Annotated in this window: 14 protein-coding genes; 9 read left to right on the forward strand and 5 right to left on the reverse strand. The window is 65.1% G+C overall.

Translation table 11 applies throughout. From position 1 onward, the window contains the following. The first annotated feature begins 183 nt into the window (after positions 1 to 183). Positions 184 to 468 (forward strand): hypothetical protein, encoded by a 285-nt coding sequence (locus tag QA645_RS31665; protein ID WP_283045205.1) that lies wholly within the window; start codon positions 184 to 186, stop codon positions 466 to 468. A gap of 48 nt (positions 469 to 516) precedes the next feature. On the opposite strand, the gene QA645_RS31670 is transcribed toward QA645_RS31665, so the two are convergent. Further along, entirely contained in the window at positions 517 to 1,254 is a 738-nt protein-coding gene (locus tag QA645_RS31670) for a metallophosphoesterase family protein (protein WP_283045206.1), read from the reverse strand. A gap of 291 nt (positions 1,255 to 1,545) precedes the next feature. Here QA645_RS31670 and QA645_RS31675 point away from each other — a divergent pair, with 291 nt between their 5' ends. The 8 genes from QA645_RS31675 to QA645_RS31710 all read left to right on the forward strand — a co-directional run bounded on the left by QA645_RS31675 (position 1,546) and on the right by QA645_RS31710 (position 11,565). Then, the gene (locus tag QA645_RS31675; RefSeq protein WP_283045207.1) at positions 1,546 to 2,805 is read left to right on the forward strand and encodes an MFS transporter; all 1,260 of its coding nucleotides are present in this window, start codon (positions 1,546 to 1,548) and stop codon (positions 2,803 to 2,805) included. Positions 2,806 to 2,904: 99 nt separating this feature from the next. Then, entirely contained in the window at positions 2,905 to 4,110 is a 1,206-nt protein-coding gene (locus QA645_RS31680; RefSeq protein WP_283045208.1) for a M20/M25/M40 family metallo-hydrolase, read from the forward strand. A gap of 121 nt (positions 4,111 to 4,231) precedes the next feature. Then, positions 4,232 to 5,320, forward strand: coding sequence for a mandelate racemase/muconate lactonizing enzyme family protein (locus tag QA645_RS31685; protein ID WP_283045209.1), 1,089 nt, complete (start codon positions 4,232 to 4,234; stop codon positions 5,318 to 5,320). Between the two features lie 101 nt (positions 5,321 to 5,421). Then, positions 5,422 to 6,570, forward strand: a complete 1,149-nt coding sequence (locus tag QA645_RS31690) for an amidohydrolase (RefSeq protein ID WP_283045210.1) — start codon at positions 5,422 to 5,424, stop codon at positions 6,568 to 6,570. Between the two features lie 68 nt (positions 6,571 to 6,638). Next, positions 6,639 to 7,787 carry a caspase family protein gene (locus QA645_RS31695; RefSeq protein ID WP_283045211.1) on the forward strand — a complete coding sequence of 383 codons (1,149 nt, stop codon included), beginning with the start codon at positions 6,639 to 6,641 and terminating at the stop codon, positions 7,785 to 7,787. Positions 7,788 to 8,236: 449 nt separating this feature from the next. Continuing rightward, positions 8,237 to 9,664, forward strand: a complete 1,428-nt coding sequence (locus QA645_RS31700) for a sodium:solute symporter family protein (protein ID WP_254129792.1) — start codon at positions 8,237 to 8,239, stop codon at positions 9,662 to 9,664. Beyond that, complete coding sequence (locus tag QA645_RS31705; protein WP_283045212.1) at positions 9,661 to 10,869, forward strand: exo-alpha-sialidase; 1,209 nt, start codon at positions 9,661 to 9,663, stop codon at positions 10,867 to 10,869. The genes QA645_RS31700 and QA645_RS31705 overlap by 4 nt, the downstream gene beginning before the upstream one ends. A gap of 15 nt (positions 10,870 to 10,884) precedes the next feature. Beyond that, the gene (locus QA645_RS31710) at positions 10,885 to 11,565 is read left to right on the forward strand and encodes an SDR family oxidoreductase (RefSeq protein ID WP_283045213.1); all 681 of its coding nucleotides are present in this window, start codon (positions 10,885 to 10,887) and stop codon (positions 11,563 to 11,565) included. A 156-nt stretch (positions 11,566 to 11,721) separates the two neighbouring features. Here QA645_RS31710 and QA645_RS31715 read toward each other — a convergent pair whose 3' ends face one another. The 4 genes from QA645_RS31715 to QA645_RS31730 all read right to left on the reverse strand — a co-directional run bounded on the left by QA645_RS31715 (position 11,722) and on the right by QA645_RS31730 (position 16,680). Then, entirely contained in the window at positions 11,722 to 12,243 is a 522-nt protein-coding gene (locus tag QA645_RS31715; RefSeq protein WP_283045214.1) for an ankyrin repeat domain-containing protein, read from the reverse strand. Between the two features lie 240 nt (positions 12,244 to 12,483). After that, complete coding sequence (locus QA645_RS31720) at positions 12,484 to 12,768, reverse strand: hypothetical protein (protein ID WP_283045215.1); 285 nt, start codon at positions 12,766 to 12,768, stop codon at positions 12,484 to 12,486. 81 nt (positions 12,769 to 12,849) lie between these two features. Beyond that, positions 12,850 to 13,491, reverse strand: a complete 642-nt coding sequence (locus QA645_RS31725) for a glutathione S-transferase family protein (protein WP_283045216.1) — start codon at positions 13,489 to 13,491, stop codon at positions 12,850 to 12,852. An 81-nt stretch (positions 13,492 to 13,572) separates the two neighbouring features. Continuing rightward, a complete protein-coding gene (locus QA645_RS31730) occupies positions 13,573 to 16,680 on the reverse strand; it encodes a DEAD/DEAH box helicase (RefSeq protein ID WP_283053439.1) in 3,108 nt (1,035 codons plus the stop codon). Positions 16,681 to 16,981 lie beyond the last annotated feature (301 nt).

Below are 16,981 nucleotides of genomic sequence, written 5' to 3' on the forward strand. Positions count from 1 at the left end.
ATCAACGCGAAGAGACGAACAGCAGAAGAAACAGACAGAAACGATATGGACAGGCGTTAAGGATCGCAGCCCGCATCACGCCGAATTGCGCCAGCGATCAGGAAATTTAACGAACGCTCGTTTCAAGTCGGGCCTTATCATCGACACGTTGATGGCAACGCGAATTGTCATTCGAGGCGCAAGATGAGGGACGTTCAGCAGGACTTCGGAGGAAATGTCATCCCGTTTCGCAAGCGATCAGGAGACGAGAGAACTCCCGCTGACGATGTCCGGTCCGAAAACATCCTGCGCATGCTCGACCTCTCGAAGTTCGAACGGGATCGCCGCAACGCGGAGAATGGCGCGAACATGCGCTCGAACATCGCCGCGATCGTTCTGCTCGGGATCCTCGTCTTCATTGCGACAGAGGACTTCTACAGACTAGAGCAATCGAATTTGTGCCTGCACCAGTGGGAGTGCATGAATTGAATGGCGCTCGTCGTCGATCGGCGGCGCAGCGCACCGACGCGCGAACTCTCACCGTTCGACCCAACCATTGGCAATCGCACTGGCCCAGATCGGCATGCCTTTGCTGCGGGCGAGTTCAGCCATGGCCGTGCTGTCGTAGGGCACGTACCGGATCGTGGCGGACCAGCCCGCGCGGGCGCGTTCGAGAATGGCGTAGCAGGCGTGAGGCGTACCCACCTCGACCACATAGGGAACCGGCGCTCGTCCATCATAACCGGGCAATCCAACGCTGCCGGGATTGACGATCATTCGTCCGTCCCTCAGGCGGATCACGCGCGGGATGTGCGTATGCCCGCAGAGAATGAGTTCTGCGTCGATGCCGTCAGCGCCGGCCTCGATCATGTCGATCGGGCTGGCGCGGACGCTGCCGTCGGCGGCGACGCGATCGAGCCAGAAGGCGGCGTCATCCTTCGGGGCTGCATGGCAGAGGAACACGTCCTGTCGATAGACGAGCGTTGGCGGCATGCCGGCCATCCAGTCGAAATGCCTGCGCTCCAGCTGCCGGAAATCGCTCCTGGCCGATGTTCCGGCCCGCCATAGATCGACGAGGATACGATCCTGGTCGCCCTGCACCGAGGGAAAGCCCCGCTCCATCAGCAGATCCGCCGTCCGAGCCGCCTCGAGCGGGCCGCTGACGTGATCACCGAGATTGACGATCTCGCTGATGCCAAGCGCGGCGATATCAGCGAGCACGGCTTCAAGCGCCGGGCAGTTTCCGTGGATATCCGCGATCGCGGCAAACTTCATCTCGCCCTCCCAATTCGGGACGGCCGACGACACTGCTATTGCGGGAACGATGCAGAACTGGCGGTTCGCTTTAGCTGCATTTGGAGAAGCGCCCGCAAGCTGAGGGTCAAATCGGCGCTGTGCGAAAGCTAACACCGCCAAGCGCGGGCAGGCAAGCGGCGGCTCGGATGAGGTGAAACCGAGCCGCGGCGCTGTGCCACCACGGCTGGCGGGCCATGCGATTTCCCGCCATTGGCACCCTCCCCCCAATCGTGTAACCCGGCCAAAAGCCCTTGCCGGGACGGGACGCTGATGAGTGCGGTTGCCAACGATGAAGCGGGACATGATGTGAGTCATGGCACCCGCGCGCTGATCTTTGCGCTGGTGGCGCTCGCCTGCGGGCACATGCTGTCGACCCTGCTGCGCACCATCCCGGCGCTCAGCCTCGATCTGATGGCGGCTGATTTCCACGTGCAGCCGCAGGCGCTGGCGAGCCTCACCTCGGTCTATCATTTCGCTTTTGCGGCCGCGCAGATCCCGGTCGGCGCCGCCATGGATCGCTTTGGCGTGCGGCCGGTGTCGCTGAGCCTGCTCGCGGGCACGATCGTCGGCGCGATCGCATCGGGCTTCGCGACCGGACCTGAGAGTTTTGCGTTCGGGCAGTTGATGCTGGGCATCGCCACCTCGGGCATGCTGATGTGCCCGATGACGCTGGCGGCCAAGCAATTGTCGGCGGCGCGGTTCGGGCTGTGGTCGGGTGCGATCCTCTCGATCGGCAATATCGGCATGCTGCTGTCGTCGAGCCCGCTCGCCTTCGTGGTCGATCAATATGGCTGGCGCGCCGGGTTCTGGATCGCAGCAGCCGGCGGCGTCGCGGTGGCGCTCGCCGTGTTCGCGCTGGTGCCGAACCAGCCGGCCGAGCACAAGGACGAGTCCTCGCCGCTGTCGCAGATGATCGAGGTGCTCAGGCTCGGCCTGTCGCGGCCGCTGCGCGGGTTGATCGCGCTGGCGATGGTGTCGCTGGCGACCTCGCTGGTGCTGCGGGGCTTGTGGGGCGGGCCGTGGCTGATGGAGATCAAGGGCCTGTCGCGGGTCGAGGCCGGCAACCAGCTCGGCGCTTATACGCTGGCGATGATCGCCGGCCCCCTGTGCATCGGCATGATCGACCGCCGGATCGGCCGCCGCCGCGAGCTCGTCGCCGGCACGCACACGGTTGCCGCGCTGCTGGTGGCGCTGATGGCGCTGGGTGCGCCGCATTGTGCGGTTGCATGGCTGTTCGGCGTGCCGGTCATGCCGCCGCAATACGATCTCGTGCTGTTCGTGCTGATCGGCCTTGCCACCTCCGCGCAGCCGCTGCTGTTCGGCATGTGCCGGCAGCTGGTGGACGCGCAAGTCGCCGGCAAGGCACTTGCGGCGGTGAACCTCGCCTTCTTCCTCGGCACCGCCCTGATGCAGTCAATCACCGGCGCCGTCGCCGCATTCGCGGGGCTGCCGGCGGTGCTGCTGTTCATGGCGGCTGCGCTGCTCGTGGGCGTGATGATCTTTTTGACTTATACGTCACCGCGTTCGTAGGATGGGGTGAGCGAAGCGAAACCCATCGTTCTCATCGAGACATGATGGGTTTCGCTGCGCTCTACCCATCCTACAAGATCGTGCACCTGAGGAACAATCATGCCTGTCGACACCAAAGCCGCCACCGACCGCCTCATGCGCTTCCTCGCCGTGGAAGGCGTCACCGGACAGGAGGCGGCGATCGGGCGTGAGCTCACCGCCGCGCTGAAGGAGAGCGGCGTGCCGGCCAAAGCGATCCGGCTCGACGACGCCAACACCCGCATTCCCGTGCCGACCGAGACCGGCAATCTCATCGTCGACCTGCCCGGCCGCGGCGCGCTGCACAACCAGCCGCGCATCATGTTCATGACCCACATGGACACCGTGCCGTTGTGCGCCGGCGCCAAGCCGAAGAAATCCGGCCGCAAGATCGTCAACGAGGCCAAGACCGCGCTCGGCGGCGACAATCGCTGCGGCTGCGGTGTGCTGGTGACGCTCGCGGCCGAGCTCGAAAAGCAGAAGCTCGACCATCCGCCGATCACGCTGCTGTTCTGCGTGCGCGAGGAGAGCGGGCTCTACGGCGCGCGCCACGTCAAGCTCGACGAGCTCGGCTCGCCGTTGATGGCGTTCAACTATGACGGCGGCTCGGCCTCAAACGTCGTGATCGGCGCGGTCGGCGCCGACCGCTGGACCGTCGAGATCATGGGCCGCGCCTCGCATGCCGGCGTCGCACCGGAGCGCGGCATCTCCTCGACCATGATCATGGCGCTCGCGCTTGCCGACGTGAAGGCCGGCGGCTGGTTCGGCAAGGTGGTGAAGGGCAAGGGCGCGAGCGCGCGGATGGGCACCAGCAATGTCGGCCCCGTCACCGGCGGCGAAGGCCGGCCCGCGGGCGATGCCACCAATGTCGTCACCGACTACGTGCATGTGCGCGGCGAAAGCCGCAGCCATGACGGAAAGTTCTTCAAGGAGATCACCAAGGCCTACAAGACCGCATTCGAGAAGGCGGCGAAGAAGGTCACGAATGCGCAAGGCAAGTCCGGCAAGGTCAAGTTCAAGGCCGAGACCGACTATTATCCGTTCCGCATGAAGGACAGCCAGCCCGTCATCAAGCGCGCGGTCGAAGCGGTGTCCGCGGTCGGCGGCACCCCGAACGTCCGCACCGCCAATGGCGGCCTCGATGCCAACTGGATGGTCCGCCACGGCGTTCCGACCGTGACCTTCGGCGCCGGCCAGAACGAGGCGCACACCATCGACGAGTGGATCAATCTCGACGAATACGACCGCGCCTGCGCGCTGGCCGTGCAGCTCGCGACGATGCGGTGAGGCACGATTTGTAGGATGGGTAGAGCGCAGCGAAACCCATCGCTACGCTTGCGATGACAATGATGGGTTTCGCTGCGCTCTACCCATCCTACGAACCAAGAAGAAAACGCAGGGAGGCCACATGCCACGCATCGCGAAAATCGAATCCGCGCTCTACTGGATTCCCCTGCCCGTCACGCTGTCCGATTCCACCCATGGCGAGATCGCCGCGTTCGAGCTGATCACCTGTCGCATCCGCGATGCCGATGGTGCCGAAGGCACAGGCTATACTTACACCGTCGGGCGCAATGGCGGCGCGACCGCCGATATCCTCAAGCGCGAGATCCCGCCGCTGGTCGAGGGACGCGAGGCGGACGACACGGAAAGCATCTGGCATCACGTCTGGTGGGGCCTGCATTATGGCGGACGCGGCGGGCCGGCGATGCTGGCGCTGTCCGCGCTCGACATCGCGCTGTGGGATCTGAAGGCGCGGCGAGCGAAATTGCCGCTGTACCAGCTGCTCGGCGGGTTCGACGCGCGCGTGCCGTGCTACGCCGGCGGCATTGATCTCGATCTCTCGGTCGAGGCGCTGCTCAGGCAGACCGACGGCAATCTCGCCAAGGGTTTTCGCGCCATCAAGATGAAGGTCGGCCGGCCCGATCTCAAATCCGACGTCGCACGCGTCGCGGCGATGCGAGACCATCTCGGCGACGGCTTTCCGCTGATGGCGGATGCCAACATGAAATGGACGGTGGAGGAAGCAATCCGCGCCGCCCGCGCCTTCGTGCCGTACGATTTGACCTGGCTGGAAGAGCCGATCATCCCCGACGATGTCGCGGGACACGCCCGCATCATGCAGGAGGGCTGTGTGCCGATCGCCGCGGGCGAGAATCTGCGTTCGCTGTGGGAGTTCAAGAACTACATCGCATCGGGCGCGGTGTCCTATCCCGAGCCCGACGTCACCAATTGCGGCGGCGTCAGCGCCTTCATGAAGATCGCGCGGCTGGCGGAGGCCTTCAACCTGCCCGTCACCAGCCACGGCGCGCACGACATCACCGTGCATCTGCTCGCGGCCTGCCCGAACCGCTCCTATCTGGAGGCCCACGGCTTCGGCCTCGACAAGTACATCGAGCATCCGCTGGTGCTCGAGGACGGCAAGGCGCTGGCGCCGGACCGGCCGGGCCAAGGCATCAATTTTGACTGGAAGGGGCTGGCGAAGCTGGCGCCGTAGGGACGCATTGCTGCACGCGAGGCATTCCAAGGGGCTTGATGCGGGGCACGGATAATCGGCTAGAGTGGCGGCTAGCCATCATCATGCGAGAGAGCCGCGCCTTGCCCCCTGAACTGCACAAGAAACTGACCGCCTGGCGCCAGCATCTGCATGCCCACCCCGAGCTCTCCCTGCAGGAAAAGGCGACCGCCGCCTTCGTGCAGGAAAAGCTCACCGAGCTCGGCATTCCCTTCGTGTCAGGCATCGGCGGCCACGGCGTGGTCGCAACGCTGACGCGCGGATCGGCGCAGGGGCGCGTCGGCCTGCGCGCCGACATGGACGCGCTGCCCATCACCGAAGACACCGGGCTTGCCTATGCCTCGAAGACTTCAGGCGTGATGCATGCCTGCGGGCATGACGGTCACACCGCCTCGCTGCTTGGCGCAGCGGCGCTGCTCGTGGCGGATACGAGCTGGAGCGGTACCGTCGATTTCATCTTCCAGCCGGCCGAGGAGGGTTTTGGCGGCTCGCGCGCGATGGTCGCGGCCGGGCTGTTCGAGCGGTTCCCGATGGATCGCGTGTTCGGCTTCCACAACTGGCCGGGCCTGGAAGCCGGCACCATCGCGGTGCACGACGGCGTGGTGATGGCCTCCGGCGGGCGCGTCACCATCACCATCGAGGGCCATGCGGGGCACGCCGGCATGCCGCATCTGACCCGCGATCCCCTGATGGCGGCCGGCCACCTGATCGTGGCGATGCAATCGATCGTGTCGCGCGGCGTCGATCCGCTCGACACCGCCGTGCTGTCGCTGTGCACGATCGAGGGCGGCACTGCGCCCAATCAAATCGCGGGCAAGGTCGTGATCCGCGGCACGCTGCGGCATCACCGCAACGAGGTAAAGGACATCATCCTCGCGCGGATCGGCGAGATCTGCGCGGGCATCGCCACGAGCTTTGACGTCAAGGTCACGCCCGACATCGTCATGGGCGTCGGCGTGACCATCAACTCGCCGGAGGAAGCCGGCCTCGCGCGCATGGCCGCAGACAAGGTCCGTGCGCCGGTGCGGCGCGACCTCGCACCCAGCATGGCCGGCGAAGACTTCGCCTTCTACCTCCAGAGGCGTCCCGGCGCGTTCGTGTGGATCGGCAACGGGCCCTTGCGCGACGGCGCCGAGCTGCACGGCCCGCGTTACGATTTCAACGACGCGATCCTCCCCGTGGCATCGAGCTGGATGGCCGAAGTCGCCAAAACGGCGCTGTCGGCGAACTGAGACAGGCCCGTGGCTCCCCCGGATCGGTTGCGCTAGGATAGGAACGCGTTCGAGCCAGCGAGATCCGGATGAACCGGCGCGAATTCGTTTCGGGACTGACGGCGGCAACCGCGTTGGCAGGCGTGGCGTCGACGGCCGCAGCCGCGGAAGGCAGGCGGGTCGCGCTCGTGATCGGCAACGGCGCCTACCGGAACGTGCCCGCGCTGACGAATCCGCCGAACGACGCCAGCGACATCGCCGCAGCGCTGAAGCGACTTGGCTTCACCGTCTTCCTGGCGACGAACGCTGGCTTCGACGACATGCGCCGCGGCCTGATCGCATTGGGGCGCGACGCCGCCGGTGCCGACATGGCGGCTGTGTATTTCGCCGGCCATGGCATGGAGATCAATGGCGAGAACTGGCTGATCCCTGTCGACGCAGACCTGAAGCGGGATACGGACGCCGCGAATGAAGCCATCAACCTGCAAAGCGTGATGCTGCAGGTGTCGAACACCACGAGCCTTGGCCTCGTCATCCTCGATGCCTGCCGCAACAATCCGTTTGCGGCCCGGATGAACCGATCGATCGCCACGCGGGCGGCCCCCACCAGCGGGCTCGGCCGCATCGAACCCGTCGGTAACGTTCTCGTCGCCTATGCCGCACGCGACGGCACCACGGCGCTCGACGGCGATGCGCGCAACAGCCCGTTTGCAGCGGCGCTGCTGCGCAACATCGAAGTATCAGGCGTCGAGGTGACGTTCATGTTCCGCAATGTCCGCGACGACGTGATGGAGGCAACCCGCAACGAACAGCAGCCGTTCGTCTACGGTTCGCTGTCGCGCAAGGCGATCTATCTCGCCGGTCGGCCAGCGGCAGGCAGCGAGCCAGCAGCACCGCCCAGCCCGCTTCCGGCCGTCGTCTCCCCTGCTCCGCCGCAGACGCTGACGATTGATCCCGCGCTGGTCGGCACCTGGGAGATCATGGTGCCGAGCGGCCGTGGCCAGTCGCGCTGGATCTGGCAGATCATGGGCGACGGCACCTACAGGTTCCACGCCGAGCCACAGCGCTCGGCACGTCCGCACGAAGGCACGATGACGGCGACGAACGGCCGCTGGTCCCTGCATGCAACCAGGGGCCTGTCAGGCTACAGCGACGGCGGCGCCTACGAAATCCACGATGCGCTGGCTGTGATCACCGGCAAGCTCGGCACCGGCGCCTGGAAGCGCAGCGCCGAATAGATGGCGCACGCGCGTTGAAGCCCTCTCGCTGAAGGGCCGCGTCATAGCGCCCCATCATGCTCGCTGCAGAGCGATCGCAAATGGCATTTTGCGCGACCAGAGCACGCGCCTCGTCCTTCGAGACGACCGCTTCGCGGTCTCCTCAGAATGAGGCTAAGCGGCGTCGGCGCTCGTCAAAACTGCGGCCGCACACTCCATCCTCATCCTGAGGGCCCATCAACGGCGGGCGTCTCGAAGGATGGCCACAGGTGAAACCCTCCCAAATGCGATCGCTCGCCCGCTCCCTGGAACCCGGATTTCCACGATGCCTCGAGGCGCGTGCTTGACGCACGGCGCCCGGACAGGTTTAATGGATTTCAACAACATTTGTTCGCATTCCGAACATTCAGCCGTCGGGCAGAAGCGGGGCCACAACACCGCGTCCCGGGCCATCAGAGGAAACGTCACCGATGCAAGCCATCCTTTCCGGCGAAAGCACGCTCGTCGTCACGATGATCGTCGCCTACATCGCCTTCACCTCCTGGCTCACGCTGAAGCTGCGCAGCCGGACCAGCGATCAGTTCATGACCGCGTCCCGCGCGATGCCGGCCGTCGTCGTCGGCGTGCTGATGATGTCCGAATTCGTCGGCGCCAAGTCGACCGTCGGCACCGCGCAGGAAGCGTTCCAGTCCGGCATGGCGGCCGGATGGGCCGTGCTCGGCGCCTCGATCGGCTTCCTGCTGTTCGGCATGCTGATGGTGAAGAAGCTCTACAGTTCCGGCGAATACACCATCTCGGCCGCGATCGCGCAGAAATACGGCAAGTCGACCATGCTGACGGTCTCCGTGATCATGATCTATGCGCTGCTGCTGGTGAATGTCGGCAACTATGTCAGCGGCGCCGCTGCGATCGCCACCGCGCTGCATGTCAGCCTGCCCGTTGCGATGTGCATCATCGCTGTGGTCTCGACCTTCTACTACGTGTTCGGCGGATTGAAGGGCGTCGCCTGGGTGACTATCCTGCACAGCGCCTTCAAGGTCGTCGGCATCATCATCATCTTTACGGTCGCGATGTCGCTGACCGGCGGCATTGCGCCGATCCAGGCCAAGCTGCCGGCTTATTATTTCTCCTGGGACGGCAAGATCGGCTTCACGACCATCTTCGCCTGGACCTTCGGCACGGTCGGCGCGATCTTCTCGACGCAATTCATCGTGCAGGCGATCTCGTCGACGCCGAGCGCCGATGACGCCCGCAAGGCGACGTATTATGCGGCCGCGTTCTGCCTCCCGCTCGGCTTCCTGCTCGCGCTGATCGGGGTTGCCGCAAAATATCTCTACCCGGACATGAACAGCCTCTACGCGCTGCCGGTGTTTTTGGAGAAGATGCCGCCGCTGGCCTCGGCCTTCGTGACGACCTCGCTGGTGGCCTCGATCTTCGTCAGCGTCTGCACGGTCGCGCTCGCGATCGCCTCGCTGGTGGTGCGCGACTTCTACGTGCCCTATTGGAAGCCGACGCCGGAGCGCGAGCTGAAGATGACGCGCGTGTTCTCGATCGTGATCGCGATCGTGCCGCTGATCTTCGTGTTCTTCATTCCGGAGATCCTGAAGCTGTCGTTCTTCACGCGTGCCCTGCGGCTGTCGGTGACGATGGTGGCGATGATGGGCTTCTATCTGCCGCTGTTCGCCAGCAACCGTGGCGCCACCGCCGGCCTGATCGGCGCAGCGGTCTCGACCACGGTCTGGTACCTGCTCGGCAATCCCTTCGGAATCGACAACATGTACATCGCCGCCGTGACGCCGCTTCTGGTGATGGCGATCGAGCGGCTGGTGATGGGCCGCACACCCGCGGCGCCGCAGACCGCGCAACCCACCGCTTTCGTTGAAAGGACTTCGACATGACCATCGGTACCGAGGTCGCGATGGCCGAACTCGAGATCACGGCCGACGGCGCCGTGCGCCAGGCGGCCGGCGACCCTGATAGGTTCGACGCCTTCATTCCTTCGCCTTGTGTGCAGAACCACGCCGCCAATCTGATGCCGCTCGCCAATGGCGATCTGGCTTGCGTCTGGTTCGGGGGCACGCAGGAGGGCATGTCGGATATCTCGGTGTATTTCTCGCGGCTTCCCCGCGGCACGACGCAATGGTCACGCGCGGAGAAGCTGTCGGACGATTCCGGCCGCTCGGAACAGAACCCGGTGCTATTCCCGGCCCCTGACGGCACGCTGTGGCTGATGTGGACGGCGCAACTCGCCGGAAACCAGGACACCGCCATCATCCGCCGTCGCCTCTCGCGCGACCACGGCAAGAGCTGGGGTCCGATCGAGACGCTGTTTCCCGAGCACCGCGGCCGCGGCACCTTCATTCGGCAGCCGATCGTCGTGCTCGACAATGGCGACTGGCTGTTGCCGGTGTTCTATTGCCACAGCACGCCGGGCAAGAAATGGAACGGCGACGAGGATACCAGCGCCGTCAAGATCTCGTCCGACGCCGGCGCGACCTGGCGCGATGTGGATGTTCCCGGCAGCCGTGGCTGCGTGCATATGTGCATCGAACGCCTCGACGACGGCTCGCTGATCGCGGTGTATCGCAGCCGCTGGGCCGACAATATCTATCAGAGCCGCTCGACCGACCATGGCCGCACCTGGTCGGCGCCGGTTGCGACCGCGCTGCCCAACAACAACTCCTCGATCCAGCTCACTCGGCTCGGCAACGGTCATCTCGCGCTGGTCTTCAACGATTCCAGCTCCAAGGATGCGACCGGGCGCCGCCTCTCGCTCTATGACGAGATCGAGGACGATCTCCCGCCCGTGCTCGCCGGCGACGGCAGCAAGTCGGACGGGCGCACCGCGTTCTGGGGCGCACCGCGGGCGCCGATGACGCTGGCGATCTCGACCGACGGCGGAAAGAGCTGGACCAAGCGCAACGTGGAAATTGGCGACGGCTATTGCATGACCAACAATTCGCGCGACCAGACCAATCGCGAGCTGTCCTATCCCAGCGTCAAGCAGACCGCCGACGACGCGATCCACACGGCCTTCACCTTCCATCGCCGCGCCATTAAATATGTCCGCGTGACCGAGGCTTGGGTGAAAAGAACCGGGTGAAGCAGGGCTGAACTGATGGACAAGAGGCCGCACGCGCTCGTCACGGGTGCCAGTTCCGGGATTGGCGCTGCGATCGTCGAGCGCCTGTTGCGCGACGGCTGGCGCGTTACGGGCATCAGCCGCCGGCCTGCCTCATTCGACCATCCGGCGTTCGGTCATTTGGCGCTCGATCTCGGCAAGGTCGAGACCATCGCGAGCTCCGTCGCCGATCTCGCGCCGACCGCGCTCGTTCATGCCGCCGGCCTGCTCAAGGTCGGCCCGCTCGGATCGCTCGACCATGACGACGGTGCTGCGATGTGGCGGCTGCATGTCGATGTCGCCGAGCGTCTCGCCGACGCGCTGGCGCCACGCCTGCCGCAGGGCGGGCGCATCGTCTTCATCGGCAGCCGCACCGCAGCGGGAGCGGCCGGCCGCGGTCAATATGCGGCGACGAAAGCGGCGCTGGTCGCAATGGCGCGGTCCTGGGCGAGCGAGCTCGCTCCGCGCGGCATCACGGTGAATGTCGTCGCACCCGCCGCGACCGAAACGCCGATGCTAAAGGACCCGACACGGGCTAACGTCACGCCAAAACTCCCGCCGATCGGCCGCTTCATTCAACCGGACGAAGTTGCAGCAGCCGTCGCGTTCCTGCTCTCGGCCGATGCCGGCGCCATCACCGGCCAGCAGCTCGTGATCTGCGGCGGCAGTTCGCTCTGAGCGAGGGCCTTCACTCATAACGCGACGGGCCGACTGATATCCGGTCAACTTCCGACACCGGACAAGGGCGAGGCATTCCCAGAGGTCGCAGTTAGGCCAGAAGCGGAAGTCATCCAGCTCCGTTGCGTCGTCGCCTCATGACGGCTGGAGACTCACTCAATCCTGTGCGCCGGGCAAGTCGCCGAAGAACTGGGCAACATCGTAGTTGGCGATCGTACGGGCAAGCATCAGCGGCGTCACGCCGCTGCTGTTCTCTGCGTAAGGATCGGCACCAGCATCTCGCAAAAGCTTGATGACCGCGCCATCGCCGCGTGACGAGAAGATCGCCTTTCCGAGCGGAGTATTCCCGTTGGTGTCCCGCGGATCAATGATCGCTCCGGCGGCGATAAGGACGCGCGTAACCTCCGCAGAATTCGCCTGCGCCGCAAAGTGCAGTGGTGACCACCCATTGTTGTCCTGCGCACTGGGATCGGCACCGGTCTCGACCAATCGGGTCACTTCCGCGACTGCTCTGTTGGCAGCCGCATAGTGAAGCGGCGAGCGGCCGGCCCGATCGATTGGATGCTTTCCGACCACTTCCGTCCTTCCACTCCACTTGCCAGACATCGCTGATGCCGTTGGTACATCAAGTGATGCGGCAAGCAGTTGGTGAGCTTCAACCAGAAGCGACATCATCATTGGTCGATATTCGTGTCACCTTGTTGCGCAAAAATCTTCTTCGTTCATTGTATTCGCCAATGGTTGCATTGAGTGGCAACCCTGTCCACCGCAACAGTCCGACCGAGATTAGTATCGAGACAACGGATGCGAACAGTCCCCAAAGGAAAGTGTCGTTCGCAGATTTCCCTTGCAAAAGCGATACCGTAACGAAGCCAAACTCAGTCACAAGAATAAAGTACAGGATACACGGCAAACGCTTCATAGAGCGGCCCCATTTTGGCGGTTGCGCAGAAAATATGACACAACCTTGAGCCAACTGTCCATCCGGAAGCATGCGACGCTCAATTCGTAGTCGGCTTTGGGGCAAATCCGGTAAAGCTCAAGCTCCAGCAGCTCCTCGACCCGCTCGAACGGGGCATCGCGCATCGGGCTGTGATAGACGACGCGATCGCCGACGCGCTGGCACCGCGCCTGACGCTGGGCGGGCATCGTCTTCATCGGTAGCCGCACGGCATCGGGCGCGACCAGCCGCGATTGCAGCAACCGTTGCGTTCCTGCTCTCGGCCGATGCCGGTGCGATCACCGGCCGGCAGCTCGTGATCTGCGGCGGCAGCTCGCTTTGAGCTACAATCCCGGCGATCTCGCCGCCCAGGCCTTGGTGGCCTGACAGCTTTCCATCGCTCGCATGTAGGCAGGGCGTGCCGTCGTGCGGGCGAGATAATCCCGCTCGGTCAAACCCGGGACGTAATTGCCGGTTCGCAGGCCGAGCAGGAGGGCGTAGCTCACCGAGATATCGGCAGCCGTGAATCGGTCGCCGGCGAGATAGGGGCAATCCGCGAGGCGGCGGATCACCAACCCCAGCCGGCTCTCGAAGGTCTCGTGCGCCCAACGGGTCACCCGTACCTCTCGCTCGGCTTCGGGCGCCAGTTGGCGGCCGACGATGACGGCGTTCATAGGCCCGGCGAGCCCGGCCTCGCCCAAGTGGAGAAATTGCAGATAGGACGCGAAGGCGGGATCGTCCGGGGCGACGGCGAGTGAACCTGAACCGTGGCGGGCGAGCAGATACTCGAGAATCGCGATCGATTCGACCATGATCGTCTCGCCGTCCTGCAGCGCGGGAATGAAGCCGGCGGGGTTGATCGCTAGGAAATCGCGATCAATCTCGGCTGCGAGCAGATCGACCGGATGCAGCCGGTAAGCCAATCCCAATTCCTCGAGCAGCCAGACAACACGGAAGCCCCGGCCTTCGCCATAGACGGTGAGCATGGTTGAGCACTCCAGGATTGGGCGAGATGTACCAATTCGCAGAGGTAAGACAGTTCCCACTTCGTGGGGTTGCAATCGAGGTCAGGACTCGTCGAGCAGCTCCAGCAGTTCCTCGACCCGCTCGAACGGGGCATCGCGCATCGGGCTGTGATAGACGACGCGATCGCCGTCGCGCTGCAGGGTCTTCCCCTTCGACTTCCGCAACCGTCCCGGCAGGAACGTCGCGGCGACAGCGGCATGCCCGACGTCGAGGCGGATGATGCCTCTGCGCTTGCAGTCCAGCCTCAACCGCGCCGCCGAAAAGAAATCGCGGGCAGCCGGCGGCAACGGTCCGAAGCGGCGCGAGGTTTCCTCCTCGAGATCGTCCAGCTCGTCCTCGTTGGCGCAGCGCGCGGCGCGGGCATAGAGCTCCAGCCGCACGGGCGCCGATTGCACGTAGCTTGCGGGCAGCATGTCCGCGACCGGCAGATTGAGGTCGGGCACCCACACCACGGACATGCCGTCGTCGACCTTCTCCGAGGCCATCTTCAAAAGATGACTGTAGAGCACGGGGCCGAACACCTGGACGTGGCCGGATTGCAGCTCCGAGAACAGATCGCCGGCGCCGCGAAGATCGAGGTCGCGCTCGCTGATCGCAAAACCCGCGCCCGGCCGGCTGAACTCCTCCAGCACGGCGAGCCGCTTCTCGGACTGCACCGAGGCCGACTCGGTGAGGAGATAGGCGAAGGCGCGGATGCCGCCACGGCCGACGCGCCCGCGCAGCTGGTGCAGCTGGGCGAGACCGAAATTTTCCGGCCAGCACACCACGATGGTGTTGGCGCGCGGGATGTCGAGGCCGCTCTCGACGATGTTGGTGGCAAGCAGCACATCGGCCTTGCCCTCGACGAACGTCATCATCCGCTCGTCGATCTCGTCGGCCGGCAGTTTGCCGTGCAGGCAGACGATCTTGAGATCGGGCGCCACCGCCTGCACGCGCGCCAGCATCGGCTCCAGATCCTGGATGCGCGGGCAGATCAGAAAACTCTGCCCGTGCCGCCGCTGCTCGCGCAGCAGGGCCGAGGCGATGGCGGCATCCGACAGCGGCGCGATCTTGGTCGCGACCGGAAGCCGGTGCACAGGCGGCGATGCGATGACGCTCAGATCCCTGAAGCCGGCAAGACCCGCGGCGAGCGTGCGCGGGATCGGCGTGGCGCTCATCCAGAGCGTATGCGCATTCTTGGCGAGCCCGGACAGCTTTGCCTTCTCGGCGGCGCCAAAATGCTGCTCCTCGTCGATGATGACGAGCCCGAGATCGTCGAACTTCACGTCCTTCGAGGTGAGCGCCTGCGTTCCGACCACGACTTTGATCCGCCCGCTGCGCAAGCCTTCCCTGGTCTCCCGCGTCTCGGCACCGGAGGTGGCGCGCGACAGGCTGCCGACCTCGATATCGAGCGGCGCAAACCGCTTGCGGAAGGTCGCGACATGCTGCCGCGCCAATACGGTCGTCGGCACCGCGATCGCCACCTGCTTGCCGGACAGCACGACGGCTGCCGCCGCCCGCAGCGCCACCTCGGTCTTGCCGAACCCGACATCGCCGCAGATCACGCGGTCCATGGGATGGCCGGACGCGAGATCGTCCAGCACGTCGTGGATCGCCTTGGCCTGATCGATCGTCGTGAAATAGGGAAAGCGCGCGACGAATTTTTCGTAGGCCGATCCCGGCGGGACCAGCTTTTCCGCCTTGCGCCGCTTGCGCTGGCTGATGTGCTTGGCAAGCACCTTGCCGGCGGCCTGGATCTCCTGCTCTGCCTCGCTGCGGCGGGCCCACCAGGTGCTGCCATCCGCCTTGTCGAGTGCGAGCTTGCCACGCTCCGTCGAGTAGGGCCACATCTGCGCCAGATCGGGCGGCGGCACCAGCACTGCGTTGTCGCCGGCGAAGGACAGCCGGACCATCTCACGCATGGCGCCGCCGCCCGTGTTCACGGTCTGCAAGCCATCGAGCACGCCGATGCCGCGCTGGAGATGCACCACCACTGTGCCCTGCTCCGGCACGTCGGCATGATCGAACGCCGCGCTCCAGCTGCGCGCCATCGGCTGCGGATGATGCGCGCGGCTGCCGAGCACGTCGGTCGCGGTCAGGACGACAGCAGGCTTCTTGCCGGGAATGACGAAGCCGCCGTCGAGATCGGCGAGCAACGCCACGTCGCGAGGGCGCGCGTCCTCGGCCTCGGCCCAATCCGCGACGCGTTCCGCCTTGACGCCGCTCATCCGCTCCATCGTGCGCAGATCCTCCTCGATCGCGGCAGCGAGGATCAGACGCGAACCGGCGCGCCTGGCTTCATCGACGAAGGCGCGAAGCGCTTTCCTGGCGGATGAGAGCTTGGAAAATTCCGGCGTCGGCTGGAATGGAGCGGACCGCGGCAGCACCTTCATGCCACGGGTCGCTTGCTTCCAGTCGCCCCGCGCCAGATATTCGCGCTCCCGGTCGGCGCGGCCCGCGGCCTCCTCGATCGTGCTCAGCCAGGCATCGGCATGCACGGCAACGCCGGCATCCGCGATCCATTTGGCCTTGCCGCAATAGTCGAACAGCGTCGCGCGCTTAGGCCGCGCGCCAGTGATGGCTAGCCGCTCCGACATGGGATCGACGAGAAGCTCCTTGGTCTCGAAGATGATGTCGTGCTCTTGCGGATCGAACGCCACGATCCGTTTGATGATGCGCCCGGAATGCTCCACCCGGAACGGCCCCAGCGCGCCTGCGGGAAATATCTCAAAGGTCTGGCCGTGAAACAGCGCGCCGCCTGGATAATCCGGCTCGTCGTCGAGATCATAGCCCAGCTCTTCGAGACGGACGCGAAGCTCGCTCTCGGAGAAACTGCCGCCGACCTTCAAACCCGTGTTCAGGCGCAGCAGGCTCGCCGGCGGCGGCAGGCGTTCCATCACCGCTTCCGCCGTCGAGACCAGAAAGATCGGCTGCCTGGATTTCGCAAGGCGACGCAGCACCGAGGCGCGGCGGCCGGCGATCTCGCGCGATGGTTCCAACTGATCGAACGGCAGCGTGTTCAGCCGCGGGAAGACCAGGACCTCGCAGGACGGGTCGAGCGCGTGAATCACGCTGCCGAGCCGCTCGGCCCTGTTCTCGCTCTCGGCGAGGAAGACGAGACCGCTGCGCCCGGAGTCCTTCCACTGCGCCAGCAGGTGCAGCGCCATCATGCCCAGCGGCGACGACGACGCGATCGTGGCGCGCTGCACGCCCTTGCTCGTCTTGGGAGTACTCTTGCTCAGTGAGCGCCTGCTTGTCGAGCTCTTGACGAGTGGGCTCTTGGCGAGTGAGCGCTTTTTGAGCGAGCCCTTCTTCGGAGAGATCTTGGCTGGCCGCAATTTCTTGGAATGACGCACGTGAATCCGTTTCTCGTCGTAGGCAGTCGCTAATGGCACGCGCAGCCGAGTTCGTCTCGATTCGGTCGCGGTTGGTCATGCAAATGGGACGAGGCGTGCGAAGGCACGCCTCCCC

It is taken from the genome of Bradyrhizobium sp. CIAT3101, from assembly GCF_029714945.1.
Classification (GTDB): Bacteria; Pseudomonadota; Alphaproteobacteria; order Rhizobiales; family Xanthobacteraceae; genus Bradyrhizobium.